A 26,220-nucleotide genomic window follows, 5' to 3' on the forward strand; every position below is an offset into this window, starting at 1 on the left:
GACCAGCTGGGCCGCCGTTCGTTGTCTAGATCACCGGGCGGTGCTTGCATCGAAGTATGTTCACCGAGGCCCAGCTGTACTCGCCGGTCACGAAGGGGGCCGACGGCGATGTGACGGTGCATTTGAGCGACGAGCATCCGGGCGTGCACGATCCGGCGTACCGGACCCGCCGCAATGCCATCGCGGCCATGGCCCTCGAGTACCGCCCGGGCGATCCGGTGCCGCACGTCGAGTACACCGCCGAAGAGCAGGAAGTGTGGCGGATCGCGTCCGCCGAGCTGGCCCGCAAGCGGGCGAAGTACGCGTGCGCGGAGGTCATCGAGGCGGCCGAGCGGCTGGCGCTGCCCTCGGATCACATTCCGCAACTGGACGAGGTGACCGCGAAACTGGTGCCGCTCACCGGATTCCGGTACGCGCCCGCCGCCGGACTGGTGCCGTTGCGGCAGTTCTTCGGGTCCTTCGCGGATCGGACTTTCCACTCCACCCAGTACATTCGCCATCACTCGGCGCCGCTGTACACGCCCGAGCCGGACGCCATCCACGAAATCCTCGGCCACGCCAATCAATTGGCGAGCCCGCGCTTCGCGGCCCTGTACGAGACGGTCGGCGCGGCGGTGGCCCGGCTGGAGACCGAGCGGGCGCTGAAGTTCCTGGCCGACGTGTTCTGGTTCTCGCTCGAGTTCGGGGTGCTGCGCGAACACGGCGAAGTGCGTTGCTACGGTGCGGGATTGCTGTCCTCGTACGGGGAGATCGAGGAGTTCCGCGACGCCGATCTGCGGCCGCTGGACATCCACGCCATGGGCACCATCGTCTACGACATCACGCACTATCAGCCGGTGCTGTACTGCGCCGAGTCGGTCACCGAGATCGAGGACGTGGTGGGCGGGTTCTTCGAGACGATGACCGACGACACGGTGGCGCGGCTGGTGGGCGTGAAACCGGTCTAGAGCGAGGACATCCCCGCCTCCAGGAAGTCGATGACCCTGACGATCCGCTCCGGTGAGAACGGATCACGGTCGATGAAGGCCATCATGGAGCCGGTCAGCGCGCCCGCGAAGGCCAGCACCTCGAAATCGTCGGCCGGGCGTCCGGTCCAGCGCGCCGCGATGTCGGCGACCATCCACATATTGCGCTGCACTTCCTGGGCGACCGCGCCACGCAGCTCGGGCACCGAATACAGCAGCTGGACGCGTTCCTTCTCGAACGCGAATTCCTCGGCGCTCAGCGAGTCGAAGGCTTCGATGGTGGCCTTCTTGAACGCGGCCAGCAGCGACAGGTCCCGGGGCTGTCGCTCGATGGCCGCGATCATCAGCGGGTCCAGATCGTCGGCCAGCGCCACCTGCTCCTTGGATGGGAAGTACCGGAAGAAGGTGCTCGGCGAGATGTCGGCGGCGGCCGCGATCTGCTCGACCGTGGTCTCGGTGTAGCCCTGCTCCCGGAAGAGCCGGAACGCCTCGGTGCGGATGGTCCGACGGGTGCGTTCCTTCTTCCGTTCACGCAGGCCACCCCCGGCCGCGGCTTTCGCCGGGGCCGGGGGCCTCGCGGAGGCAGTCTCAGCCGACATGGACCGATTGTCCCGCATCGAGTTCGTCGAGCACGACCGGATCCTTCCGGCGGATCACCAGAGCGGCCAGCACCGCGGCCGCCGCGCAGATGGCGGTGCACACCCACAGCATCGCGCTCATGCCGTCGACGAAGGCGCTCTGCACGTGGGCCAGCAGCGCCGGGTCGCCGAGTTTGCGGGCCACGCCGACTCCGGCGTTGACGCCGTCGGAGATCGGGGCGCGGTCGAATTCCCCCAGGCCCGAACGGTATTGGGTGGAGAGCACGGTGCCCAGGATGGCGACGCCGACAGTACCGCCCGCCTGCCGGAGGGCTTGCAGCAGGGCCGAGCCGGAGCCGGCCCGCTCGGGGGTGAGGTCGTCGGTGGCCGCGCCCATCGCGGCGGGCATCACGAAGCCCATGCCGATGCCCAGCAGCACCAGGCCGATGGCCGCGAATCCGTATCCGGTGTGCACGGTGATCATCGCCGCCAGTCCGAGACCCGCTGCGAGCAGGACGAATCCGGCCACCAGCACCGCTCGCACCCCGGCCTTGGGCAGCAGCCGGTCCACCAGCCGGGACCCGACCGCCAGGCCGCCGATGAGCGGCAGCAGGCGCACTCCGCTGCCCAGGGTGTTCGCGCCCAGCACCGCCTGGAAGTACTGCGGCATGGTGAAGAACAGGCCGAACATCGCGAAGTTGACCAGGATCATGAATACGGTGCCCCAGCGGAATCCGGGTTCCCGGAAGAGGTCGAGGTCGACCAGCGGGTGCGGGGTGCGACGCTGCCACAGCACGAAGGCCGCGCCGACCGCCAGGCCCGCGGCGATCGCGGTCCAGGCCACCGGATCGCCCCAGCCTTCCTGCCCGCAGCGAATGAAACCGTAAGTGACGCCGAGCATTCCGGCCGCGGACAGCAGCGCGCCGGGCAGGTCGATGCGGAAGGAGCGCTCGCTGCTGGATTCGGGCACCAGCAGGGCCACGGCGATGGCGCCGATGATCACCATGGGCACGTTGAGCAGGAAGGCCGAGCCCCACCAGTAGTGCTGCAGCAGCCAGCCGCCCACAATCGGGCCCAGCGGCAGGCCGATGGCGGTGGAGGTGATCCAGATGGTGATGGCCCGCTGCCGCTCCCCCGGTTCGGGGAACAGGGTGGGAAGTACGGCCATGGACAGCGGCATGGTGACGGCCGCGGCCAGCCCGAGCACCACGCGCCCGGCGATGAGCTGCCCGGAGCTGGTGGCGAAGGCGCAGGCGACGGCGGCCACGCCGAACACCAGCAGTGCGCCGAGCAGGAACTTCTTGCGGCCGTACCGGTCGCCGAGGGCGCCGGCCGGGAGCATGAACGCGGCCAGGGCCAGGGTGTACGCGCTGCTGAACCACTGCAGCGCGGAGGTGTCGGCGTGCAGGTCGGTGGCCAGGGTGGGCAGGGCGACGGTGAGGACGGTGACATCGAGCCCGATGGTCAGCATGGCGATGGCCAGGGCGCCCAGCGCCAGCCAGCGGCGCACTCCCTCAGCTTTCATGACAGTTCCAATCATTTGAGTGTTTCTCGATAATGAGAGAGTCTCTCATTTTGGAGAGACTGTCAATTCTTGTCGTGTCATGGGCTCCGAGAGGCCGCAATGGGGTGTGTCACCATTCCGCCCTTTGGTACTGATGTCTCAAATGCTCGTCGCGACAAGGCATCTCACTGCTGTTACCGTCATGCGGTCCGTTTTCGAGATCGACGACCCCACAAAGGGCCTGGACACGTGAGGCACGAAATGACCGACCAAGCAACCGAATCCGTCGAGACCCCCCTGCACCTGCAGGGCCGCGACGCCGTAATCGCCGCCGCCGCACCGGAAGACTGGCGTGAGGGCGCGCCCGACTACCACCTCAGCAAGGAAGTCATCCCGGTCGAGCGCACCACCCAGCACGCGCCGGATTCGTTGGAGCACATCGTCGAAGAGCTCGTGAAGGTCTTCGAGATGGAGGTCTCGCACAAGAAGGACCCCGCCAAGTGGGTCTCCCTGGTGGCCGAGCACTACCGCGGCCGCGTCAACGGCGGCCAGTGGCAGGACGCCGAGGAGTTCGCGCGCATCGGGTCCTACAACATCCTGATCGGCGAGAACCCCTTCTACGACGTCGCCGGTGAGGACTTCGAGTCCTCGCACAAGATCTTCCACACCGCCTTCCCCGGCGGCTTCTTCTGGGAGGTCCTCGAGGTGCTGTCCGGCCCGCCGACCGTCACCTTCAAGTGGCGTCACTGGGGTCGCTACGAGGGCGAGTACAAGGGCCACCAGCCCACCGGCGAGCTCATCGAGATGACCGGCGTGACCATCGCCAAGGTCTCCGAGGACCTGCGCATCGTCGAACTCGAGCACTTCTACGACAACAACAAGCTGCTCGGCCCACTCGCCCACGGCTGCCCTGTCAACCACTCCGCCAACTAGGCGATAAAGTCGGGCGCGATGAGTAACCGCAGGTATTCGCGCCTTCTCGCCGCCGCGACGCTCGCGACGGGCCTCACCGCGTTCTCGGGCACCACCTTCGGGCCGGCGCTACCGGGAACCGCGGGAGCCGAGCCGACCACCACCACGACGCCGTTCACCACCCCCAATACCGACGACTGCCCGAACAAGACCACGCCGCCGTCCCCCATCGACTCCTCCGAGGTGCCCGAACCCGGGCAGAAGGCGCCGGCGGCCCTGCCGATCCCGGATCCGCCCATCGGGGGCAAGCGGCTGGGCGGGTGCGGGGTGATCCTGCCCGCGGGGGCCGCGCCGCTGCCGGAAGGGATTTCGGCGACGGCGTGGGAGGTGGCGGACCTGGACTCCGGCGCGGTCCTCGCGGCCAAGGATCCACACGGCCGGTATCGCCCCGCCTCCACCATCAAGGTGTTGCTGGCGGCGGTGGCGATCCCGGCCCTGGGACTGGACACCGTCGTGACCGGGACCCAGGACGACGCGAACGCCGACGGCACCCGGGTCGGCATCGGCCCGGGCGGCAAGTACACCAACAAGCAGCTGTTCCAGGCACTCATCATGGCGTCGGGAAACGATGCGGCGCATGCCATCTCGACCCAGCTGGGCGGGGACGACGCCACCGTCGCGAAGATGAACGCGATGGCGAAACAGTTGCAGGCGTTCGACACTCGCGCCGCCACCCCGTCCGGACTGGACGGGCCGGGCATGAGCACCTCGGCCCACGACCTGGCCATGCTGTTCCGGCATTCCATGACGCTGCCGCTGTTCGCGGAACTGATCCACACCGAGCAGGTGGACTTCCCCGGCTTCCCCGCCGACCCGAAGATCCCCGGCGACAAGGATCATCCCGGCTTCCCCATCGCCAACGACAACCATCTGCTCTTCGAGTACGACGGCGCGATCGGCGGCAAGACCGGCTACACCGACGACGCCCGGCAGACCTTCGTGGCGGCCGCCGAACGCAATGGCCGCCGCTATGTGGTGAGCCTGCTCAAGGCGGACGTGCGGCCGTTCCGGCCGTGGGAACAGGCGGCCAAACTGCTCGACTGGGCCCACACGCTCCCGGCCGGGGCGAGTATCGGCACCATGCCCGACGGGTCCGCCGCGGCGAATCCCTCGGTGGCACTGGCCAGTCCGCCCGCGCCGCAGTCGGAGGCCGCCCCGGAGTCGGACACCGGTGCGGGTGACCATCAGAATCTGCGGACCGTACTCATCGTCGGCGGCGTCTTCCTGGTCGTGGCGCTGCTGCTGGCGGCGCGGAGGCTGAGCCGCCGCCGCTGATCGCGGCCGTTGGTCCGTCATTGGTACCCCGTTGGTGGGTCCTCGCACAGTGGTCACACGCCGGAATCCCGGTCACGACTCTGGAGGGGACCCCACCATGAAAACCACCCGCAGCTCCCGCCTGCGCCGCCTGGCCCCGCTGGCCGCCGCGGTGCTCGCCCTCGGCGTCTTCGGCGCCACCACCTCCGCCGGGCCCGCGTCCGCGGCCGCCCAGAAGTGGTACTCCTGGGACCACGACCTGCACAGCGGCGACTGCACCCTGTTCGGCGGCGCCAAGTGGACCATCGACTCCGACGGGCACGCCTGGTTCGACGGCACCGTCACCTCGTCGAGCAACAATGACGCCTGGCTGATGTGGGCGGAACTGCGCGACAGCAGGGGCGCGGTGCTGACCGCGCTGCGCAATGTGCACTTCTACGATGCGCAGGACCAGGCGAAGTTCGCCCAGAACCTGCCCGACAAGCACAAGCAGTATCGCTGGTTCGCGGAGGGCTCGTTCGACAAGAACTTCTACCCGCTCGTCGCCAAGATGAACCTGCGCAGCCACTGCTAGTCAGCGACGGCGCAGCATCGAAAGCAGCACTCCCGCAAACGCTCCCGCCCCGAACCACGCCGCACCCGCTCCCGCCGGAAACCCCGCCGCCGTCACCCGCGGCCGGATGACCGCCGGGGCGGGCGCCGGAATATCCTCGGCCACTTCGTTGTCCGAGGCGGTGGCGGCCCAGGCGGTGGCGAACAGGATGATCCGGGCGGTGAAGTAGCTGAACACCATGAGCCCGATGATCGGACCGAACACCACACCCGCCGGGCCGTTCACCACCGATCGCAGGATGATCGTGGCCAGCTGCTTGAACGCCTCGAACACCACCGCGGCCATCAGGGCCGCGCGGGCCGCGCTGCGGAAGGTGACCGGGTGCAGCGGCAGCCGCGCGATCATCCACGCGAAGACCGCCCAGTTGGCGAGGACCGCGAGCAGCAGCGACACCAGTGTGAGCAGCGCTGTCATCCATGCCGTCTGATGGATGTGCATCCGATCCAGCAGGCTCCTGATCAGCCCGCTCGACGCCAGCACCGACAGGCCCAGCGAGACGAGGATGGCCAGGAACAACCCGATCAGCGCCAGCAGGTCGGACGCCTTGGATACGAACCAGTTTCGCTTCTTGCTGGGCTGGTCCCACTGCTCGGTGAGCGCGGCCCGCAGGTTGGCGATCCAGCCGAGACCGGCGTACGCGCCGGCCAGCAGACCGATGGTGCCCACGCTCGCCCGCGAATTCACGGCCTGGTGGATCAGATCGTTGATCGAGCTGCCCGCCTCGCCCGGAATGTTCTCGACGATCTTGTGCTGGATATCGGTGAGCCACTGCGGATTCCGTGACAGCACGAAGCCCGCCACCGCGAATCCCACCATCAGCAGCGGGAACAGCGACAGCACCGTGAAATAGGTGATGCCCGCGGCGTAGTAGTCGCCGCGCTGCCGCTGATACCGGCCGCCGGCCCGGACCATATGGTCGAGCCAGGGCCGTCGCCGGATCTGCGTCCTGATCCACGTCTCGACGTCGTCGACGAGATTCCCGAACACCGCCACCTCCGCACACCTGGGCGCGCGGCGGCCGGGTCAGCGGGCGAGGAACCCCACCCGGTCGTACACCTGCGCGAGAGTCCGCCCGGCGACCTCCCGTGCCCGCTCGGCTCCGGCGGCGAGGACACGATCGAGTTCACCCTGGTCAGACATGTATTCTTGCACCTTCGCGCGCAGCGGTGTCACGAACTCGATGAGCGCGTCGGCGGTATCCGATTTCAGGTCACCGTAGCCCTTGCCGGCGTAGTCCTGTTCGAGCGTGACGATCGGAGTGTCGGTGAGCGAGCTGAGGATGACCAGCAGATTGCTCACGCCCGCCTTGGTCTCCGGGTCGTAGCGGATCTCGCGCTCGGTGTCGGTGACCGCGGAGCGGATCTTCTTGGCCGAGACCTTCGGGTCGTCGAGCAGGCTCAGCAGGCCCGAGTCCGAGGCCGCCGACTTGCTCATCTTCGAGGTCGGGTCCTGCAGGTCGTAGATCTTGGCGGTGCCGGTCACGATGTGCGGCTCGGGCACCACGAAGGTCTTCTTGTAGCGAGTGTTGAAGCGGTGCGCCAGGTTTCGGGTCAGCTCCAAATGCTGGCGCTGATCCTCGCCGACCGGCACCAGCTGGGCCCGGTAGAGCAGGATGTCGGCGGCCATCAGCACCGGGTAGGTGAACAGGCCGACCGTGGCGTTGTCGGCTCCCTGCTTGACCGACTTGTCCTTGAACTGGGTCATCCGGCTCGCCTCACCGAAGCCGGTGATGCAGTTCAGCACCCAGGTCAGCTCGGCGTGCTCGGGCACCTGTGACTGCACGAACAGCGTCGACTTCTTGGGGTCGACGCCCAGCGCCAGCAGCTGCGCCGCCGACACCTTGGTCCGGCGGCGCAACTCCTTGGGATCCTGCGGCACGGTGATCGCGTGCAGGTCCGGGATGAAGTAGAAGGCGTCGTAATCGTCCTGCAGCCGCACCCAATACTGCAGCGCGCCAAGATAGTTGCCGAGGTGGAAGGAATCGCTGGTGGGCTGGATTCCGGACAGTACCCGCTGCTTACGCTCAGCGGTCGCTTCAGGACTCGACATGCACCCGAGCTTAATTTGCCCCTCCGCCGCGCTCCGGGGCGGGTTCGCGGCCCCTGGTCCCGATTCTTCCCTCCTCCGCTTCGCTCCCCCGCTCCAAGGCGGAGGTCTCTCGAGCCGCAGTCCAGAATCGGGACGGCCGCGAACCTCGGGGTCTTCTCCTACGGGCCGGTCACGCACCGATTCTGTCCGAGTACGACCGCGGATCCACCCCCGGCATGCTGGCCCGGCCCGAGCCGATCAGGCGCTGTTCGCGTCGGGTGACCAGCTTGTACAGGGGGTAGCTGGGGCCGGTCATGGGGGCGTTGAGGGGGTTGCCGAGCAGGGGTGGGGTGATGTGGGCGGTGCGGACGGCTCGGGCCAGGGCGCGGAAGGCGACTTCTTCGCGGAGGCCCCAGGGGAGGTCGTACATGTCGCGGATGCGGGCGGGGAGGCTGCCCTGGACGAGGAGGGAGAAGCCCGAGAGGGCCTGTTGGGCGGGCATCGGGAGGGGGTGGGGGACGCGCTGGCCCATCAGGTAGGAGCCGACCAGCTTGGCCTCGTCGGTGAGGTGGGGTTCGGCGGAGGCCAGGTAGCCGTCGAAGTAGTCGCGGAATTCGCGGTAGGTGTAGGGGGCGGCGATGCGCGGCATGCCGAACAGTTCGCCCCAGCGGACGTAGTCCTGGTAGAGGCTCTCGCGCTCGGTCGGGGTGAGGCGGCGGACCAGCAGATCGTGCATGGCCTCGGCGGAGTCGAAGGTGAAGGCCATGGTCATGAACATCAGGTGCGGGTCGTTGGCGGAGTAGCGGGTGCCCGCCGGGTTGGCCGTGCCCGCGGACTCGGGCAGCGCGCCCTCGACCGGGGCGTGGCGCTTGCGGGTGAACTCCCGTGCGCGGTCGGCTTCTTCGCGGGTGCCCAGGGAGACGGCCTCGAACAGGCGGCCGGTGAGGGCCAGGCGAGTGTACGGGGTGGTCCGGTGCTGGGTGTTCTCGGCGGTCCCGACGTAGAGCAGCGGATGCACCGCGCCGATGACCAGCGCCCGCTGGCCGTAGGTGACTCCGACCGCGCGTTTGCGCATGACCCGCCGGATCATCGAGTCGTCGGAGAAGTAGCCACTCTGTGCAGGCATCGTCGCCTCCCGGTCCGGTGTGATGGCCGCCACCACATCTGGAAACAGAGTCCCCCAGATGACAGATTCTGGCAAGGCCTTCTGCCAGAATCGCTCCCGTGCCAGAATCGGTTCGTGACCGGGCAACGGACCTACGGCGGCGTCTCCGCCGACGAGCGGCGCACCCAGCGCCGCGCCGCCCTGATCGGCGCGGCCCTCGACATCCTCGGCACCCAGGGCCTCGACAAACTCACCGTCTCCGCGCTGTGCACCGGCGCGGGCCTCAACGAGCGCTACTACTACGAGAACTTCGACGGCCGCGACGCCGTGCTGTCGGCCCTGTTCGACACCATCGCCGAGGAACTGGCCGCCGCCCTGATCGCGGGCCTGCACGCCGCCCCCGACGACACCCGCGCCAAGGCGCACGCCGCCATCACCGCCGGCATCGGCGTCCTCACCGACGACCCCCGCAAGGCCCGGGTGGCCTTGGCCGTCAGCACCGCCACCCCCGAATTGCGCACCCGCACAACCCACACCATCAAGGCGTTCGCGAATCTGGTGGCCGCCGAGGGCATCGACTTCTACGGCATCGCCGAGGCCGAGCCCGACGCCCTGATCGGCTTCCGCGCCAACTACCTGGTCGGCGGCCTGGTCCACACCCTCTCCGCCTGGCTCCAGGGCGATCTCCCCATGACCCGCGAAGACCTGGTCGACGCCACCACCGACATCTTCGTCCTGCTCGGCGAGGACCTGGCCCGCGGACTGCGGCGCTGATCAGCGCGCGATGGCGGTGACCGTCGCGGAATCGGCGGCGGATTCCACGTAGCAGTGGGTATCGCCGACGGCGAAGTGGACCTCCTGGCCCGGCTTGTCCGGAATCGACTGCATCCAGCGGATTTTGCTGGTGCGGGCGTCGATGGCGCGCAGAGAGCGGGCGGCCAGCAGGTAGAAGGAGCCCGCGGAACCGTAACCGGCGGCGTCGACGGCGTCGCCCTTGTCGGAGACGGTGAGGCTCCACAGCGGGGAGGTGTCGCCGCCGGGGCTCATGGCGTGCAGTTTCGAACCGTCGCAGAGGAAGTAGGCGTCGCCGGAGCCGAAGACCGCGCCGGCCGCGTAGGGCAGGGCGGGTGTGGTCCACAGCGCCGCACCGGTTCTCGGGTCGAGGCCGGACACGGTGTGCGCGCCGTCGCTGGCCAGTACCGCGCCCTTGACCAGGCCGGAAGCGATGGTGCTCGCCGAGACCGCACTGTCGCCCGCCCGCGACCAGGCCGTCTCGCCGGTCTCGCGGTCGAGCGCGACGATATCGCCGCCGCTGCCCGGCTTCCGGTTGTACAGCAGCGAACCGCTCTCGGGCACCGTCAGCCCGTCACTCTCGCAGGACACCCGCCAGCGGACCGTCTTGCTCGCCATGTCCACGGCCCACGCTTCGCGCCCCTTGCCGCCGTGTTCGGTCGCGATCAGGTACAGCACCTGGTCCCGAACCCCGTACGCTCCGGCGACCGTCACGCCCTCGGGCGCGTCGAAGGCCCATTTCCGTTGCCCGGACGCCAGATCCACGGCCACCACCCGGTCCCCGGCCGCGTCGGGTTCGGCTCCGGGCACCACCAGCGCCCCGTTCCACAGGCAGGACCGCTGCCCGATACCGGGCGTCGTGATCGGCAGCCGCCACAACTCCCGCCCGGCCTTGGCGTCGATCCCCGTCAGCGTCGAGTCGGATTCGGCCACGACCGTCCCGGCCCCGTACCGCACCCCTTTGACCGCGCTGTCGACCTTGTATTCCCAGGCCACGCTGCCCGACGCCGCGGTCGCGCGCTCCCGCCGCGGCGTCCCGCACGCGGCCAGCACCCCCGCGGTCGCCAGAATCACCCCGCCCCGCAACACATTCCGACGCTCGATCACACCTGTTCCCTACTCGCTCGACACACTGTCAGCGACTATAGGTCCAACCGGCCCCGCCCGAATACGAAACCGCCCGGCCTTGTCGAAGCGAACGGGCCGGGCGGTCGGGATTCACGAAGCGGCGGGTTCCGGATCCAGGGACAGGGGGATCACCGGGAGGCCGGGCGGGGTGGCGTCCTGGAGGACGACGCGGAACGGGATGCCGCGGCCGGCCCAGATGGCGGCGCAGTCGGTCATGGCCTCGGCGAACCAGTCGCGTTCGTCCGGCTGCCGGTCGAGCATGAGGGCCGCATTGCGGATGACCACCACGTATCCCGGTGCGGCGCCGACGAAATCGTCGAGGTCGCGCAGGCATTCGTCGAAGGCGTCCTTGTTCTCCCCGAAGTAGTACGGGAACTGGAAGGCCGCGGCGAACTCGTCGAAGACCTCGGCGACCGTGCGCATCTTGCGGCCGCGCAGTTCCCGGCACAGGTAGCCGTCCGGCATCCGGTAGCGGACGCCCGAGAACTCGGCCGCGCCGACGGGCAGCACGCCCAGGACGGGAACGTGGGCGGCCGAGCGCGCGGCGCTATCGGAGATCTCGGTGGCGGTGGGGGCGGAGAGGAACTGCGATAACGGCGTGGGCTCGGACATTCAGCGCATCCTCGTGAAGGTCTTGTAGTGGTCCCCCGTGTAATAGGCCGAACCGTCGCTGCCGGTGATGATGCGTTCGGCATCGCGGGTCTGGCCGCGCTGCTTGGGATTCACATCCCATTCCTGATAGGTGATGGCCTTCCCGGCGGCGTCCTTGCGGGCCAGGCTGCCGTCCCGGTTCTGCCAGGTGTCACCGCCTTTGGTGCCGGGCGAATCGGCCGAGTCGGGCCAGCGTCCGGCATCGATCTCCACCAGGGTCGCGTAGGCCCGGTCGGGCACGCCCGCGACCTTGGACGGCGACGCGGCCTGGTCGGCCGGAGCCGGGGTCGCGCCGCCCGGCTTGGCGGTGGTCCGGACCGTTGAGGTGGCGACGGGCTTGGCGCTGCTCGTGTCCCCCGGATGATCGTTGTTGGCGCGATTGGCGAGGAAGGCCACCAGCAAGAGCAGGATCGCGACGCCCAGCGTCAGCCAGGCGCTCGACTTCTTCGACAGCTTCTTCATCGGTACTGCACCGTCACCGGCGCGTGGTCGGACCGGACATTCCGGTAATCGACAGTCGGTCGAATTGACTCTGTCTTACAATCCGATTGGCCCCGTAAGCAGGGAGGAACTCCGGTGAAGGAACCAACACCCCGAGCGCTGCTGGTCGCGCGGCTAAGCGTCATGACAGACGAATCTACGTCACCAGAGCGACAGCTCGAGCACGGCCGAGCCGTGGTTCAGGCCCGACGCTGGACCGAAGCAGGGGTAGCGACGGACCTGGACGTGTCCGCCACCAAGTACTCACCATTCGACCGGCCAGAGCTTGGCAACTGGTTGAAGAACCGATCACACGAGTTCGATGCGATCGTTGTGTGGAGACTCGACCGGCTGGTGCGGTCCTCGAACGATCTCGCGAACCTGATCGACTGGTGCGAGCACCAGCAGCCCCCGAAGACCTTGATCTCTGCCACTGAGGGTTTCGACCTTGCGACTCCGTTCGGCAAGGCCATGGCAACGATCATTGCCGCGCTCGGCGAGCTGGAGGCCGGCACGCTATCTACCCGCGTCAAAGACTCACATACCGCACTACGGAAGATGGACCGGTGGCCTGGAGGCCAGCCCCCGTATGGATACCGGATCGTTGACCATCCCAGAGGCGGCAAGACTTTGGAGATTGACCCTGTGACCTCCGAGGCGGTGAAGATCATGGGAAACATGACTATCGCAGGAAAGTCACAGTGGGAGATAGCCGCACGACTTACCGCTGACGGGTTCCCGACACCTGCCCGGTACTACTTCAAGCCCGGCACCAGCAGGAAGACCGAGGTGTCCGACACCTGGAACCAATCCAGTGTCGGTAAGATTCTGAAATCTCCTGCTACACAAGGGTTCAAGCTCGTTGGCCGCTCTGTCAAAGAGCGCAGGCTTGCCCGTGGCGCAGACGGAAGTCCTATCCGGTACACGCCTAAGGGCATCTTCACCGATGAGGAGTGGGCACAGATCCAAGACGGGTTGAAGACCCGCTCACGCACCCGTGAGCGGTCGCACGGTGCGGCACCGTTACTGGGAATCGTGTTCTGCGGCAACTGTGAAGACCGGTTGTATCGAGTTGCCACCGTGAACCAGAACAGCAAGACCTACTCGTACTACAGGTGCGTGCCGAAGACCGGCAAGCCCAGGTGCATCGGGTATACGTTCCTGGAGTCGGCTACCCATGAGCTCTTGGATGAACTCGTGTGCTCCGAGCTCGCAGACTTGCCGGTGACCGAACGGAAGTTCGTCCCCGGCGAAGACTATGCGGACGAACTCGATGCAGTTGCCCGGGCCATGACCTCGGTCCGGGACGAGTTCGACATAGGGCTCTACGACTACGACGGGGGCCAAGGGGATTACCAGGATCGACTGAGCTCCCTGGTGGACAAGCGCAAGCGGCTTCAGTCTCTGCCCCGTCGTGAAGCCCGGTATGTGCACGAACCTACCGGTGAAACCTACGCCGACGCGTACCTGCGTATGAACCGTGGCGAGGGCAGAGCCTTGCTCTTGAAGGCTGGCATCCGGTTGTACATGCACTCACTGCAGCCGGTGAACGCCAGGCTGTTTGTCCCTGCTGAGATACTCGAGGCACTAAACGTCAGCTGACGGGAAGTTGAGCGTGTAAAGAATCCTCACCCTCCATGTCCGCAAAACCCCTAGCGAGCGTCCAGGGCCTTACGGATCAGTACCCGCGCAGCGTCGCCAGTGGCAGACTGGTCGGCGAGAGTCTCGAACGTACGGGCGTACAGCGCAATCTCCCTAGGCTGGGTGATGGTCAACTCGGCCGGAACGATCCCGAGTAACACCCGGGCAACCCCACGGCTAACAGCCGATCGAGCTGCCCGTTCATTACCTCGCGAGTACCGACTGTCGCTCGGAGCGCCTACTCCCCGATCAGGATATGGAACCGCCGGTTACCTCGATACAGAAACTGTTGCCGCTCAATACGTTTGGAAACGGCAGAGTCAACATCATCCGAGCGCTCAGCGAGACTCCACAGCCTTACTGATCAAGGTACGAGCGGCTTCACCGGTTACGGACTGGTTCGCCAGGACATCAAAGGTTCGGTGATAGACCTTGATCTCTCGAGGCTGGGTGATGCTCAGTTCTGCCGTGATTCCCTCAACCAAGACCTTTGTTGAATCGAACATCACGAACCCAGTGATTGCCGTTTCGAACGGCGCGGTACGCGGAACGATGCCCAAGGTCACCCGGGGCATCCCCTGGACAGCCAGAAGCCGGTCCATCTGCCCCGCCATGGTCTGATCGTCGCCAACAGTGGTGTACAACGCTTGTTCGGCAATCACGAAGTGGAACAGGTGATCTCGCTGATACAGCACCTGTTGGCGCTCCATCCGCTTCGATACACCCTGATCCAGATCGTCGGGAATCTGCTGGAACTCGATCACTTTCCGCAGGATTCCAGCGGCATAGTCCGCAGTCTGGAGTAACCCCGGAATCAGCACCGGCTCATACCAGCGGAGTATCCGAGCCTCTGACTCCCACGTGATCGAAGCTTGCTGCCGCCGCCGGGTTCCAGTGCTCAACACCTTCCGCCACTCCAGATAGGCGGTATCGATGTTCTGCCGGGTGGCTATCAGGTCGGCTAACTGGTCTTCAGCGCCGCAGTCTCTGCAGTACGCTTCGAGGTCTTCACGAGACGGCTTGATCTTGCCGTACTCGATCTTGGACACCTTGCTAGCGTCCCAACGGTTCCGGCGCGCAAGCTCAGCGCCGCTCAGCCCAGCATGAAAACGAATCTCCCGGAGCCGTGCCCCGAGAGATTCGCGCTGTTGATGAAGAGATTCCGTCACCGACTGATGTACTCCGCGTACGGGACGCCGAGCGACCAGAACCGTTGCTTGAGTTGATTGCAGTACGCTGCAATGTGTGGGTCGGTGGTGACCGCGCCCGACCAGCCTCCGGGTTCCCCGAACGCCGAGAAGATCACTAGCTCATCGTCGAAAAGCCAGAAGTCATCCGGTGGTACTTCCCCGGCGAGATGCCGGGGCAGGTACCGGATGTCCTCCCCCGCTTGGGTATTCAGCTCTGCAACCTTCAGAGCGAACCGGGTGTAGTCGGCGTGAGGCTCAGTGACAATCCGAACCCGGGTGACCGCTACGCCGCGGCCGGCGGTTTCCTGTACAAGCTGTGCCCAGGACTGGAACCAGGCGTAATCGTCTTGCTCGCCCACAAGGAACCGCCTCAGCGGTTCGTGCTCGTACGGTTCGGCGTACGAGTCGAGTACCTCGAGGTGGAACGCTTCCCGCTTGCAGGTCCGAAGCAAATCCGGGAAACCCTCATCGGGGACTAGCCGCACCGTAGAACGTCCTCTCTCGCTTCGGCACCAGGATCACGGTCTCGTCCTCGGCAATCGTCAACTGGCTCAACGTCTCGTCATCGGTAACCGGTCGGCCGGTGAGCTTGAACGTCCCCCGGCCGGTGTCGGTCAGTGTGGCACCGATGAAGGTGTCCGGCTCCAAGAAGCCGAGCAACAGGTGAGGCAGCTCGACAGTATCGGCCCGGTCGGTCTTCCACGCCTGGACTACGTACCGGTCCTGGTCGTCTGCCAGCAAGGTAGGGCATCCGTTGTTGGTGCTTCCGCCTTTGCCCAGAAAACGTAACGACATCGGTCGTTCCTCCCTGTGAACCGTGCTCGTTGTTGCACGCGGTAAATCGATTGTGGCTCAACCCTGCTAGCTGTGGCCTGGATAAATCTGAAATGTGCACGATTGAGCAAGATCGTGGACCTGCGGATATGCCGCTTCGTAGCGTCGGTCTATGGCGTTCGGGGACCAGTTCAGTTGACCCGGTCCCGGGTGCCTCAGTAGCGACCCAGGGAGGCAGCCGTGACTGAGCAAGACGAACCAGACCCCGGAAGACGCACACGGCTGATCCAGTTCCCCGGCGGTGTGCTCGAACTCCAGTCGTACGGAGACGAAGCAGACGACTACTGCGGGTTCTATCTCGAGATCAACGGGCACAAAGCCCTAGACGGGCATCAAGACCAAGGGACTGTAATGCGTTGGAAACCAACATGTTTGGGATACCTGCGAACCGACGTGTCCGGCGTCGCTCAGCTGTGGGACCAGAGCCAAATCCGGAAGCTCGCAACACGCCTCGGCTACGACTTCGCGGACATGGTTGTGTTTGACCCCAAGTTCGGACGACCGCCCTTGGCCCGGCTCCGGGCACAAGCAACCCGGTTGGACGCCGAAGCAGTTATCGTGCCCAGCCCGGAGCACTTCGAGGGTGGCGAAGTACCAGGGACGCTGGTTCAGCAACTCGACGTGATCACCGTGAACCCGGAAGAGACCTACGCCCGGCGAGTGATGCCGCCGCTGCGTGACCTGCCACCCGCACGTGCGGACGGTGCCTAGGCGGTGGGCACGGCAGGCAGGTGGATGTTCCGGTTTGGGTACGTCGGCGAAACGGTCGCTTCGATAGTCGGTGCCTTCATGCTCGGTGCGCTGACGCTTGCGGCTGGCTGGCGCGGTTTCGGGCACACGTACCTGGACTGCGGGAAGAGCTTCGAGACATCGCTAACGCCTAAGACCACTCTGATGCTCAGGAACCCCAGGGAGGAGGTGAACCGGTAGACAGCTGAACGCACCTCGCGGAAGACCCGGCCCCTAACGCAACCGTGCTGAGGTCTTCAACCTCCAGGGGGAGCCCCTGAACACCGGAGATATTCAGGGGTTCTTCGCGTTTGGCTCCGCAGCCACGCACTTGGAGCGCTAGCCTGTCAACAGCCCCATCTGCGGAGACTTGCAACCTGGCAAGGCTCGTCCAAGTCGGTCGGCATGCCGACTCGGTGAGCCTTGCCATGAGCAAGGAGAGTCGAACCCGATGCATCCTGTGGGGATTCTTGTCGCGGTAGCAATGGCTTCTGTCCCAAACGCAATGGCCAAGGTGATCATCGCTGTGTACGCCTTGAAGGGCGTACCGCCGGAACAGAGGCCCGCCGTCATCCGTGCACTGACGCCGCTTCTCGCTCCACGGCGACGCTGCGGCCAGCCGTGAGACTGAATCCGAGTCGGGGCACCCGGGAACACCTGGTACCCCGGTTCGCTACACAGCTCCGGTGAGCACCATCTCTTGCTCGGCATGGCTCCTGGTCAAACTGTGATCAAACTCCACCGTCACCGGCGCGTGGTCGGACCAGCGTTCGGCGTAGGTAGCTGCACGCTCCACACGTGCAGACAACGCCTGTGACCTGCTACTCTTCTTCTGTAAAACCCAATCGATCCGCCACCCGGCGTCGTTGTCGAACGCGCGGCCGCGGTAGGAGTGCCAGCTGTACGGTCCCGGCACGCCCGGGTGCAGGTCGCGCACCACGTCGGCGTATCCGGCGGCCAGCATGGACGACACCCACGCGCGTTCCTGCGGCAGGAAGCCCGCGTTCTTGACGTTGCCCTTCCAATTCTTGATATCGAGTTCGGTGTGCGCCACGTTCCAGTCGCCCATGATCACGAACTCGCCGGGGTGGGCCAGCATGCGCGTGCCGATGGCGTCGAGGAAGCGGTACTTCTCGTCCTGCATCGGGGTGTCGGCCTCGCCGGTGTGGACGTAGACGCTGGCGATGGTGAGGTCCCCGAAATCGGCCTCGACATAGCGACCCAGGGTGGCGAATTCCTCGACGGGCGACCAGGTTCCGTCGGTGAGCAGGCCGACCCCGATCCGCACCGCGTCCGGCTGATGCCGGGACAGGATGGCCACGCCCGCCCGGCCCTTCAGACCGGGCTCGGCATGGCTGAGGAACCATCCGGCGTCCAGCGCGGGCGCTAGTGCGCTACGCGTTTGCTCATCGGTTGCCCGGGTCTCCTGCAGACAGACGATATCGGCCTCGGTAGCGGCCAGCCACTCGAGCAGTCCCTTGCCCGAGGCGGCACGCACTCCGTTCACGTTGCACGTACTGATGATTTTCGCCACTTCACGACCGTACAATGCGCCTTACCGACTCTCTTCACGGACATCGAGGTCCAGGAAGGGGTGACGACGATGACGTCAGGCACCGCCAAGCCCTCCACCCCGCGCGCGCCCGTTCGGGCCCTTCACACCGGCTCCGGTGAACCACTGCTCCTCCTGCACGGATTCATGATGTCCCCGCATTGCTGGGAGCAGGTCGCGCAACGTATGGCCGGCCATTGCGAAGTGTTCGCTCCCGCCTTCACCGGACATTGGGGCGGACCCGAACTCGACGGCTGGTTCATCGATATCAGCGCCCTTGCCGACAATATCGAGGACCAGCTCGACGAGATGGGCTGGCGCACCTGCCATATCGCGGGCAATTCGCTCGGCGGCTGGGTCGGCTTCGAACTCGCCCGCCGCGGCCGGGCCCGCACCCTCACGGCGATCGCGCCCGCAGGCGGCTGGCAATCCTCGTCGCTGCTGCAACTGCGGGTGGGGCTGAAATTCGCGTCGATGGTGCCGTTCGTCGAGATCGGCAAGCGTCTGCCCGACGCGATCACCTACAGCGGCCTCATCCGGCAGGCGGTGGCCATGCTGCTCACCAAGAACACCGAGGCGGCCTCGCGGGCCGGGCTCGAGGCGGTCATCACCTCGGCCCTCAACTGCCGGGCCATGCTGCCGATGCTGGTGAGCGGCTTGCGTTTCCCCGCCCTCGAGCAGTTGTCCGCGCTGAGCACGCCGGTGCGGCTGCTGCTGTGCGAGAAGGACCGGATCATCCCGAATCGCGTGTACGCGAAGCGTTTTCTCGAGGAACTCCCCGAATCCACGGACCGCATCCTGGTCCACAATGTCGGGCATGTCCCGATGCTGGAGGCCCCGGACCGGATCGCGACACTCATCGCGGAACACGTGTACGCCAGCCGCACCCGCCTGCGCGCGGTCTGAGACCGGGGAACCCCGCGCCGGAAATCGTTCTCTTACATAGGATTGCTACCACAACGGCGTCCCTCGGAACGGGGTAAGAGGATGATGGAACAACCGCAGATCGATCAGTCCAAGCCCAGCATCGCCCGGGTGTACGACTACCTGCTGGGCGGCAAGGACAATTACGCCGCCGATCGAGAGATCGGGGACTTCTTCATCAAGGATCTGCCGGGGTCGGTGGATATCGCGTACGCCAATCGCCATTGCCTGGTGCGCGCGATCGGCGAGATCTCCCGCGCGGGCATCACCCAGTTCATCGACATCGGCAGCGGGCTGCCCACCGCGGACAATGTGCACCAGGTGGCGCAGCGGCACCAGACCGATCCGCACGTGGTCTACGTCGACAACGACCCGATCGTGCTGGCGCACGGCCGCGCGCTGCTGGAGACCGACGAGTACACCACCGTGCTGCACGCGGACCTGCGCGACTCCGAGGAGATCCGCCACTACTCGGAAGTGGAGCGGCTCATCGACTTCGACCGTCCGGTGGCGGTGATCTTCAGCGCGATCCTGCACCACCTCAACAATGACGAGAAGCCGGACCAGATCGTCCGCTACTGGGCGGACCAGATCCCGTCCGGCAGCATGCTCTACATCTCCCACTTCCGTTCCGGCTTCAACGAGGAGACCCACCTCGCCGAGCAGAAGCTGCAGGCCAGTTTCGGCCGCGGCCGCTGGCGTTCCGACGAGGAGATCCTCGCCCTCTTCGGCAATCTCGAGATCCTCGAACCCGGCCTGGTCCCCTGCCCCCTGTGGCGCCCCGAACCCACCGCCGAGGGCGTCTCCCGCATCGGCGGTGACCACCACGACCTGAGCGTCTGGGAGCAACTGATCTCCGCCGCCCTGGCCCGCAAGCCCTGACCCCGCCCGGATCCTTCCTGGAAACCCGATCTGAAAGGAGTTCTAGCCGAAAGGGTCCCATTCTGGACGATTGACCAGTAGAGTCTGGGCGGCCAGCCCAGCGGCGACATGCCGCGCCCACACCAGTTCTGGGAGATTCCGTCGCGATGAGAGCTACGCGCGTCCTGTGTTCGATCCTGTCGGCCGTGGCCATCGTGGCGGGTGGGTCCGCCGTGGCCGGATCGGCGCCGGACACCGGCAGCGCCGGGACGGGGTCCGCCGGGTCGGGTAGTTCCAGCGGATCGGCGTCGGGGAGCGCCAGCGGGTCGGGGACCGGTAGTTCCGGCGCACCGACCACCGTCAATCCGTTCGGACCCGACTTCATGTGGGGCGTCGCCATTTCCGGCTTCCAGTCCGAGGGGCACGCCCCCGACAGCAACTGGAGCCGGTACGCGAACTCCGGGAAGGCGCACGACCCCTACCTGAACTCGGTCAACTTCTACGACCGGTACGCCGAGGACATCGACCTCGCCGCGGGCATGGGTCTGAAGGTCTACCGGCTCAGCATCGAATGGGCGCGGGTGCAGCCCAAGGCCGGGGTGTGGGACGACCGGGACTTCCAGTTCTACGACTCGGTCGTGCAGAAGATCCGGTCGGCGGGCATGCGGCCCATGCTGACCCTCGACCACTGGGTGATTCCCGGCTGGGCCGCGGACCGCGGTGGGTGGAAGAAGCAGGACATGGTCACCGACTGGCTGGCGAACATGCGCCGCGTGGTCGACCGGTACTCGAGCTACGACCCGATGTGGGTCACCATCAACGAGCCGATGGGCTACGTCGCGCAATCCATCAAGATCGGTGACATCGGGGTGCTCGACGCGCCGGCAATGTTCGACCGGATGGTGCAGGCGCACAACAGCATCTACGACTACATCCACACCCGCCAGCCCGGCGCGAAGGTGACCAGCAATATCGCGCAGTACCCGATCGTGCAGGACCTGACCGACCTGCTGTTCGCCGACCGCATCAAGGGCAAGATGGACTTCATCGGCGTCGACTTCTATTACGGCGCTTCGCTGACCCACCTGCCCAGCCCCGCGCTGCTCGGCGACGAATTGTGGAAGAACGCCATCGAACCCGAGGGCATCTACTACAACCTGCGCAACTACACAGAGAAGTTCCCCGGCCTGCCGATCTACGTGGTGGAGAACGGCCTGCCCACCGAGAACGCCGCCCCGCGCGCCGACGGCTACGACCGCGCCGACCACCTGCGCGACACCGTCTACTGGCTGCAGCGCGCCAAGGCCGACGGCATGAACGTCATCGGCTACAACTACTGGAGCCTCACCGACAACTACGAATGGGGCAGCTTCTCACCGCGTTTCGGCCTCTACACCGTCGACGCCAAGAACGACCCCACCCTGACCCGCCGCCCCACCGACGCCGTGGCCGCGTTCAAGGACATCACCGCGCGCGGCGGCGTCACCCCCGACTACCGCCCCACCCGCAAGCCGTCCTTCTGCTCGGTCGCCATCCCGATCGGCGACTGCCTGCGGCCCGTCTCCGTGCCGTAAACCCTTGTCACACAGAGCGGTCCGTCCGGCGCCTGCCGGGCGGACCGCTCTCGTCCTCGGATCACCGGCCGAGCAGGCCCTTCGCGACGTGGGTCACCTGGATCTCGTTGGAGCCGGCGTAGATCATCAGCGACTTGGCGTCGCGGGCCAGTTGTTCGACATGGTATTCGGCCATGTAGCCGTTGCCGCCGAACAGCTGGACCGCGTCCATGGCCACGTCGGTGGCGACCTCCGCGCAGTACAGCTTCATGGCCGACGCCTCGGCCAGGCTCGGAGGCTTGCCGGCGCGGTTGCGTTCCAGCGCCATGAAGACCATGTTCTGCACATTGATCCGCGCCACCTCCATCTTGGCCAGCTTGAGCTGCACCAGCTGGAAACGGCCGATCTCCTGACCCCACAGCTTGCGGGTCTTCGCGTAATCCACACAGAGCCGGTGGCATTCGTTGACGATGCCCAGCGCCATGAACGCCACGCCGATCCGCTCGGCGGTGAAACTGGACCGCGCGCTCTCGCGGCCGTCGCCGCCCTTGTGCTCCTCGGTCTCGCCGAGCAGCCGATCCCGGCCCAATCGGACATTGTCGAAGAACAATTCGCCGGTGGGTGAGGCGTGCAGGCCCATCTTCTTGAACGGCTTGCCCTGGGTGAAGCCCTCCATGCCCTTGTCCAGCACGAAGGTCAGCACCTTGCGGTCCCGCTTGTCACGAGGGGTTACAGTCGCGCCGTCGCCCTCGTCGAGCTTGGCGTAGACGACCACGGTGTCGGCGTAGGGACCGTTGGTGATGAAGGTCTTCTGGCCGTTGAGGATGTAGTCCTCACCGTCGCGGCGGACGTAGGTCTTCATGCCGCCGAACGCGTCGGACCCGGAGTCCGGCTCCGTGATCGCCCACGCCGCAACCTTTTTCATGGTCACCAGATCGGGCAGCCAGCGTTCCTTCTGCGCGAGGGTGCCGCGCGCGAGGATGGTGGTCGCGCCCAGGCCGATGCTCACGCCCATGGCGCTCACCAGCCCCATGCACACCCCGGACAGCTCGCTGACCAGCACCGCCATCATCGATTCCTGCCCGGAGAAGGGGCTGCCGTCGCCGGAGCGTTCCTTCTGCTCCGGCAGCGGCTCTCCGGCCGCCAGGGCTTCCTCCCGCTTGCGCTGCCGGGCCAGCAGTGTGGTGATCGCCTCCTCGCCGAGGACGTCGATCCCGAACTCGCCGAACAGCTTCCGGATGATCGGGTACGGCAGCATCTCGCCGCTGTCGAGGGCGTCGAGGTGCGGCCGCACCTCCTTGGCGATGAAGCCGCGCACCGCGTCGCGGATCAGCTCATCGGTCTCGGACCATTCGAACATCGTTGTCCGCCTTCCTGATTACGGCAGTCGCCCGGCGATATCGTCGATGGCCCACGGGCCCTCGGTCTCGATGGTCTTCACGTCGTGCCAGCCCGCCAGCTCCGAGATGGCGCCGCCCTGCACCGCGAACACCTTGCCGGTGATCGGGCACTTCTCGGTGGCCAGATACGCCACCAGCGGGGAGATATTGGCCGGGCTGAAGGCGTCGAACTCGCCCTCTTCCAGGCTCGCCTGCTGCGCGGCCATCAGGTCGCCCATGCCGGGGGTGGCCAGGGTGAGCCGGGTCCGGGCGATCGGCGCGATGGCGTTCACGCGCACGCCGTAGCGGGCCAGCTCATCGGCCGCCACCAGGGTGAGCGCCGCGATCCCCGCCTTGGCCGCGCCGTAATTCGCCTGCCCCGCATTGGGAACGGTGGTACCCGACGCCGACGCGGTATTGATGACCGCGGCCGCGGGCTGATTACCCGCCTTGGACTGTTCCTTCCAGTACCCGGCCGCGTGCCGCAGCACTGCTGCGTGCCCCTTGAGGTGCACGGCCAGCACCGAATCCCACTGCGACTCCTCCATCCCCGCGATGAAGGCGTCGCGCAGGATGCCCGCGTTGTTCACCACGACATCGAGCCGCCCGAACTCCGACACCGCCTGATCCACCAGGTTCTTCGCGCCCTGCCAGTCGGCCACGCTGTCGGTGTTGGCGATCGCGCGCCCCCCTGCGGCGATGATCTCCTCGGCCACCTGCTGCGCCGGGCCGGCATCGGAGCCCTCACCGGCATTGCTGCCGCCGAGGTCGTTCACCACGACCGCCGCGCCCTCCCGGGCGAACAACAGCGCGTGTTCACGGCCGATACCGCGCCCCGCACCGGTGATGATGGCAACCCGTCCCTCGAGTGCACCCATGGATGTCTCCTCAGTTCTCGATCAGTCGGCGATCTCGGCGAGTCCGTCGCTCAGGACGGTGTCGTCGCCGCGCACGGCGCGAAAGGCGTAAGTGGTGATGCCGTCGGCGGAACCGACCTTCCAGATCTGCGTCTCCAGGTCGTCGTTCGGGAAGACCATCTTGGAGAACCGCACCGCGTACCGGCGCAGCCTCGCCACATCCGAACCCGCCACCTGCGACAGCACCCCCCACGACGACATCGCCATGGTGCACAGACCGTGCGCGATGATGCCGGGCAGACCGGCGTCCTTGGCCACCTGGTCATCCAGGTGCAGCGGCACCGGATCGCCCGAAGCCGGTGCGTAGCGGTAGGTCTGGTCCGCGTCCACGTGCGCGGCGACCGTCGCCAGCGGCGGCTGCTCCGCCAACGCGGCATCGAAGCGGTGCGCCGGAGCGGCCGCGCCGACCTGCCTGCCCGCGTCGACATTCCGGAAGAACGCGGTCAGATACTGCTCGTTGACCAGTTCCCCGGCATCGGAACGGGTTTCGATGTGGATGGTGATGGTGGACCCGTTGTCCTTGCCCTCGAAACCGATGGCGCGGGCCCGGGCGACCAGCCGATCGCCGGGCCGGATCGGGCGATGGAAGTGGAAGTCCTGCTCCCCGTGCACCACCCGCCCGAAGATGTTCATCGGGGCCACGTCGATGACCGGGGCCATCATGGCGTCGAATACCGGGACGATGGCGAAGACCGGCGGGGCCACATCGCCTTTCCGGTGCGCGGCGATGGGATCGTTGGTGGCGGCCGCGTATTCGGCGACCCGCTCCCGGGTGACTTCGAAGGACTCCTCGTCCGACCAGGTGTTCAGGCCGGACTCGTCGAATTCGACTGTCGTCGAAGCCATCTCGCCTCGTCCTCTCACCGGCTTGCCGCCGTGGCCAGCGCATCGAGGGCGGTCAGCGTCTTGTCCAGCTGGTTCAGGCCGTCCTTCTCGACCGCCTTGCCCAGCGCGCCCTTGATCAGCGCGCCCTCGAAGTCGCCGGCGACGGAGAACTTGCTGCCGCTGCCCTCGGGGGTGATGTCGAAGGAGAACTGCACCTTCACCCCGGCCATGCCGGTTCCGCTGAGCACCAGCTTGTTCGGGGTCTCGACGCTCTCGACCACCCACTCGATCTTGTTGGCCATGCCGAGCATGAGGATCTTGGCGGTCAGCTTCGCGCCGGGCGCCAGCACGGCGGGCGGCTCCTCCATCCAGCGCTCGTGGATGGAGAACCACTTGTCCCAGGTCTGCGGGTCGGAGACCACCGCCCACAGGGCATCCGGGGTCGCGCTGAGGTTCTTGCCGGCTTCGATGTGTCCCATTGGATTACCTCTTGTAGTTCCCGTGGAAGAAAGGGGTAGCTATCAGCGCTCGGCGCGCTGGTAGGCGGTGACGACGGCCGCGCCGCCGAGCCCGATGTTGTGCTGCAGGGCGGCGGTCACGTTGTCGACCTGACGTTTGTCGGCGGTGCCGCGCAGCTGCCAGGTGAGCTCGCTGCACTGCGCCAGACCGGTCGCGCCCAGCGGGTGCCCCTTGGAGATCAGGCCGCCGGACGGGTTCACCACCCACTTGCCGCCGTAGGTGGTCGCGCCGGAGTCGATGAGGTGCCCGGCCTCGCCCTCCTTGGCCAGCCCCAGCGCCTCGTAGAGCAGCAGCTCATTGGCGGAGAAGCAGTCGTGCAGCTCGATGACCTGGAAGTCCTCGGGACCGAGACCGGCTTGCGCGTAGACCTTCTCGGCCGCCTGAACGTTCATGTCGTAGCCGATGAGGTTCTTGGCGCTGCCGTCGAAGGTGGAGCCGAAGTCGGTGGTCATGGCCTGGCCGACGATCTCCACCGCCTGCCGCGACAGGTCGTGGCGGTCCACGAAGTCCTCGCCGGCGAGGATCACCGCGCCGGAACCGTCGGAGGTCGGCGAGCACTGCAGCTTGGTGAGCGGGTCGTAGATCATCCGCGAACCCAGGATGTCGTCGAGCGAATACTCGTCCTGGAACTGCGAATACGGGTTGTTCACCGAGTGCTTGTGGTTCTTGTAGCCGATCTTGGCGAAGTGCTCGGCGGTGGTGCCGTACTTGGCCATGTGCTCGCGTCCGGCCGCGCCGAACATCCACGGGGCCACCGGGAACAGCACCTCGGAGATCTCCGCCAGCGCCATGATGTGGCGTGCCATGGGCTGTTCGCGGTCGTCCCACACCGAACCCAGCGAGCCCGGCTGCATCTTCTCGAAGCCCAAGGCCAGGGTGCACTCGGCCAGGCCGCCCCGAATCGCCTGCGCCGCAAGGTAGAGCGCGGTCGAGCCGGTGGAGCAGTTGTTGTTGACGTTCACGACCGGGATTCCGGTCATGCCCAGCTCGTAGACGGCGCGCTGGCCGGAGGTGGACTCACCGAAGACGTAACCGACGTAGGCCTGTTCGACCTCCCGGTAGTCGATTCCCGCGTCCGCGAGCGCCTTGGTGCCGGACTCCCGGGCCATGTCCGGGTAGTCCCAGGCGCTGTCGTCCTCGTTCTTGCGCCGCCCCGGCTTTTCGAACTTCGTCATGCCGACGCCGACGACGTAGACCTTGTTCGTCATCGAACTCCTCACCTAGGG

27 protein-coding genes are annotated in these 26,220 nt (G+C 66.5%); 10 read left to right on the forward strand and 17 right to left on the reverse strand.

The annotated features are described in order from the left end of the window. The first annotated feature begins 56 nt into the window (after nucleotides 1–56). Entirely contained in the window at nucleotides 57–947 is an 891-nt protein-coding gene (locus ACFV4K_RS03890; protein ID WP_379271869.1) for a phenylalanine 4-monooxygenase, read from the forward strand. Here the strand turns inward: ACFV4K_RS03890 and ACFV4K_RS03895 are convergent. Next, nucleotides 944–1,564 (reverse strand): TetR family transcriptional regulator, encoded by a 621-nt coding sequence (locus ACFV4K_RS03895; RefSeq protein WP_379271870.1) that lies wholly within the window; start codon nucleotides 1,562–1,564, stop codon nucleotides 944–946. The genes ACFV4K_RS03890 and ACFV4K_RS03895 overlap by 4 nt on opposite strands. Continuing rightward, on the reverse strand, nucleotides 1,554–3,068 hold the full coding sequence (locus ACFV4K_RS03900) for an MFS transporter (protein ID WP_379271871.1): 1,515 nt from the start codon (nucleotides 3,066–3,068) through the stop codon (nucleotides 1,554–1,556). Before ACFV4K_RS03900 ends, ACFV4K_RS03895 begins: the two co-directional genes overlap by 11 nt. Before the next feature lie 240 nt (nucleotides 3,069–3,308). On the opposite strand from ACFV4K_RS03900, the gene ACFV4K_RS03905 reads away from it, so the two are divergent. The 3 genes from ACFV4K_RS03905 to ACFV4K_RS03915 all read left to right on the forward strand — a co-directional run bounded on the left by ACFV4K_RS03905 (nucleotide 3,309) and on the right by ACFV4K_RS03915 (nucleotide 5,847). Beyond that, the gene (locus tag ACFV4K_RS03905) at nucleotides 3,309–3,980 is read left to right on the forward strand and encodes an ester cyclase (RefSeq protein WP_379271872.1); all 672 of its coding nucleotides are present in this window, start codon (nucleotides 3,309–3,311) and stop codon (nucleotides 3,978–3,980) included. Between the two features lie 18 nt (nucleotides 3,981–3,998). Continuing rightward, on the forward strand, nucleotides 3,999–5,294 hold the full coding sequence (locus tag ACFV4K_RS03910) for a D-alanyl-D-alanine carboxypeptidase family protein (RefSeq protein WP_379271873.1): 1,296 nt from the start codon (nucleotides 3,999–4,001) through the stop codon (nucleotides 5,292–5,294). Between the two features lie 97 nt (nucleotides 5,295–5,391). Then, entirely contained in the window at nucleotides 5,392–5,847 is a 456-nt protein-coding gene (locus tag ACFV4K_RS03915; RefSeq protein ID WP_379271874.1) for a DUF6294 family protein, read from the forward strand. Here the strand turns inward: ACFV4K_RS03915 and yhjD are convergent, their stop codons facing one another. The 3 genes from yhjD to ACFV4K_RS03930 all read right to left on the reverse strand — a co-directional run bounded on the left by yhjD (nucleotide 5,848) and on the right by ACFV4K_RS03930 (nucleotide 9,040). Beyond that, complete coding sequence (yhjD, locus tag ACFV4K_RS03920; RefSeq protein ID WP_379271875.1) at nucleotides 5,848–6,879, reverse strand: inner membrane protein YhjD; 1,032 nt, start codon at nucleotides 6,877–6,879, stop codon at nucleotides 5,848–5,850. Between the two features lie 30 nt (nucleotides 6,880–6,909). Further along, nucleotides 6,910–7,935 (reverse strand): tryptophan--tRNA ligase, encoded by a 1,026-nt coding sequence (gene trpS / locus ACFV4K_RS03925; protein WP_379271876.1) that lies wholly within the window; start codon nucleotides 7,933–7,935, stop codon nucleotides 6,910–6,912. Between the two features lie 169 nt (nucleotides 7,936–8,104). Next, a complete protein-coding gene (locus tag ACFV4K_RS03930) occupies nucleotides 8,105–9,040 on the reverse strand; it encodes an oxygenase MpaB family protein (RefSeq protein WP_379271877.1) in 936 nt (311 codons plus the stop codon). A 114-nt stretch (nucleotides 9,041–9,154) separates the two neighbouring features. Between ACFV4K_RS03930 and ACFV4K_RS03935 the strand changes: the two genes are divergently transcribed. Next, nucleotides 9,155–9,793, forward strand: coding sequence for a TetR/AcrR family transcriptional regulator (locus tag ACFV4K_RS03935; RefSeq protein WP_379271878.1), 639 nt, complete (start codon nucleotides 9,155–9,157; stop codon nucleotides 9,791–9,793). Here ACFV4K_RS03935 and ACFV4K_RS03940 read toward each other — a convergent pair whose 3' ends face one another. The 3 genes from ACFV4K_RS03940 to ACFV4K_RS03950 all read right to left on the reverse strand — a co-directional run bounded on the left by ACFV4K_RS03940 (nucleotide 9,794) and on the right by ACFV4K_RS03950 (nucleotide 12,052). After that, nucleotides 9,794–10,918: a PQQ-binding-like beta-propeller repeat protein gene (locus ACFV4K_RS03940; RefSeq protein WP_379271879.1), complete on the reverse strand. Its 1,125-nt coding sequence runs from the start codon at nucleotides 10,916–10,918 to the stop codon at nucleotides 9,794–9,796. It abuts the gene before it with no gap. A 111-nt stretch (nucleotides 10,919–11,029) separates the two neighbouring features. Then, nucleotides 11,030–11,551 carry a barstar family protein gene (locus ACFV4K_RS03945; RefSeq protein ID WP_379271880.1) on the reverse strand — a complete coding sequence of 174 codons (522 nt, stop codon included), beginning with the start codon at nucleotides 11,549–11,551 and terminating at the stop codon, nucleotides 11,030–11,032. Continuing rightward, nucleotides 11,552–12,052 carry a ribonuclease domain-containing protein gene (locus ACFV4K_RS03950; protein ID WP_379271881.1) on the reverse strand — a complete coding sequence of 167 codons (501 nt, stop codon included), beginning with the start codon at nucleotides 12,050–12,052 and terminating at the stop codon, nucleotides 11,552–11,554. Nucleotides 12,053–12,166: 114 nt separating this feature from the next. Between ACFV4K_RS03950 and ACFV4K_RS03955 the strand changes: the two genes are divergently transcribed. Then, nucleotides 12,167–13,672 (forward strand): recombinase family protein, encoded by a 1,506-nt coding sequence (locus ACFV4K_RS03955; RefSeq protein ID WP_379271882.1) that lies wholly within the window; start codon nucleotides 12,167–12,169, stop codon nucleotides 13,670–13,672. 377 nt (nucleotides 13,673–14,049) lie between these two features. Here the strand turns inward: ACFV4K_RS03955 and ACFV4K_RS03960 are convergent, their stop codons facing one another. Genes ACFV4K_RS03960 through ACFV4K_RS03970 form a run of 3 tightly spaced genes read right to left on the reverse strand, consistent with a single transcriptional unit; the run spans nucleotide 14,050 to nucleotide 15,696 of the window. Next, a complete protein-coding gene (locus ACFV4K_RS03960; RefSeq protein WP_379271883.1) occupies nucleotides 14,050–14,880 on the reverse strand; it encodes a helix-turn-helix domain-containing protein in 831 nt (276 codons plus the stop codon). Then, the gene (locus tag ACFV4K_RS03965) at nucleotides 14,877–15,386 is read right to left on the reverse strand and encodes a DUF6879 family protein (RefSeq protein WP_379271884.1); all 510 of its coding nucleotides are present in this window, start codon (nucleotides 15,384–15,386) and stop codon (nucleotides 14,877–14,879) included. The genes ACFV4K_RS03960 and ACFV4K_RS03965 overlap by 4 nt, the downstream gene beginning before the upstream one ends. Next, complete coding sequence (locus tag ACFV4K_RS03970; RefSeq protein ID WP_379271885.1) at nucleotides 15,367–15,696, reverse strand: hypothetical protein; 330 nt, start codon at nucleotides 15,694–15,696, stop codon at nucleotides 15,367–15,369. Before ACFV4K_RS03970 ends, ACFV4K_RS03965 begins: the two co-directional genes overlap by 20 nt. 219 nt (nucleotides 15,697–15,915) lie before the next feature. Here ACFV4K_RS03970 and ACFV4K_RS03975 point away from each other — a divergent pair, with 219 nt between their 5' ends. Next, nucleotides 15,916–16,446, forward strand: coding sequence for a hypothetical protein (locus ACFV4K_RS03975; protein WP_379271886.1), 531 nt, complete (start codon nucleotides 15,916–15,918; stop codon nucleotides 16,444–16,446). Between the two features lie 691 nt (nucleotides 16,447–17,137). On the opposite strand, the gene ACFV4K_RS03980 is transcribed toward ACFV4K_RS03975, so the two are convergent. Next, nucleotides 17,138–17,998, reverse strand: a complete 861-nt coding sequence (locus ACFV4K_RS03980) for an exodeoxyribonuclease III (RefSeq protein ID WP_379271887.1) — start codon at nucleotides 17,996–17,998, stop codon at nucleotides 17,138–17,140. A gap of 69 nt (nucleotides 17,999–18,067) precedes the next feature. Between ACFV4K_RS03980 and ACFV4K_RS03985 the strand changes: the two genes are divergently transcribed. From ACFV4K_RS03985 to ACFV4K_RS03995, 3 genes are all read left to right on the forward strand, one after another. Continuing rightward, nucleotides 18,068–18,922, forward strand: a complete 855-nt coding sequence (locus tag ACFV4K_RS03985) for an alpha/beta fold hydrolase (RefSeq protein WP_379271889.1) — start codon at nucleotides 18,068–18,070, stop codon at nucleotides 18,920–18,922. A gap of 81 nt (nucleotides 18,923–19,003) precedes the next feature. Continuing rightward, nucleotides 19,004–19,822: an SAM-dependent methyltransferase gene (locus tag ACFV4K_RS03990; RefSeq protein WP_379271891.1), complete on the forward strand. Its 819-nt coding sequence runs from the start codon at nucleotides 19,004–19,006 to the stop codon at nucleotides 19,820–19,822. Nucleotides 19,823–19,968: 146 nt separating this feature from the next. Further along, on the forward strand, nucleotides 19,969–21,375 hold the full coding sequence (locus ACFV4K_RS03995) for a family 1 glycosylhydrolase (protein WP_379271893.1): 1,407 nt from the start codon (nucleotides 19,969–19,971) through the stop codon (nucleotides 21,373–21,375). A 61-nt stretch (nucleotides 21,376–21,436) separates the two neighbouring features. On the opposite strand, the gene ACFV4K_RS04000 is transcribed toward ACFV4K_RS03995, so the two are convergent. From ACFV4K_RS04000 to ACFV4K_RS04020, 5 genes are read right to left on the reverse strand one after another with little or no spacing between them, the layout of a single operon-like run. Then, nucleotides 21,437–22,714: an acyl-CoA dehydrogenase family protein gene (locus tag ACFV4K_RS04000; protein WP_379271895.1), complete on the reverse strand. Its 1,278-nt coding sequence runs from the start codon at nucleotides 22,712–22,714 to the stop codon at nucleotides 21,437–21,439. An 18-nt stretch (nucleotides 22,715–22,732) separates the two neighbouring features. Next, complete coding sequence (locus tag ACFV4K_RS04005) at nucleotides 22,733–23,611, reverse strand: SDR family oxidoreductase (RefSeq protein WP_379271896.1); 879 nt, start codon at nucleotides 23,609–23,611, stop codon at nucleotides 22,733–22,735. 21 nt (nucleotides 23,612–23,632) lie between these two features. Further along, complete coding sequence (locus tag ACFV4K_RS04010; RefSeq protein ID WP_379271898.1) at nucleotides 23,633–24,496, reverse strand: MaoC/PaaZ C-terminal domain-containing protein; 864 nt, start codon at nucleotides 24,494–24,496, stop codon at nucleotides 23,633–23,635. A gap of 14 nt (nucleotides 24,497–24,510) precedes the next feature. Further along, nucleotides 24,511–24,954, reverse strand: a complete 444-nt coding sequence (locus ACFV4K_RS04015) for an SRPBCC family protein (RefSeq protein ID WP_379271900.1) — start codon at nucleotides 24,952–24,954, stop codon at nucleotides 24,511–24,513. A gap of 42 nt (nucleotides 24,955–24,996) precedes the next feature. Continuing rightward, nucleotides 24,997–26,202, reverse strand: coding sequence for a lipid-transfer protein (locus tag ACFV4K_RS04020; protein WP_379271902.1), 1,206 nt, complete (start codon nucleotides 26,200–26,202; stop codon nucleotides 24,997–24,999). Nucleotides 26,203–26,220 lie beyond the last annotated feature (18 nt).

The organism is Nocardia sp. NPDC059764 (assembly GCF_042732555.1).
Lineage (GTDB): Bacteria > Actinomycetota > Actinomycetes > Mycobacteriales > Mycobacteriaceae > Nocardia.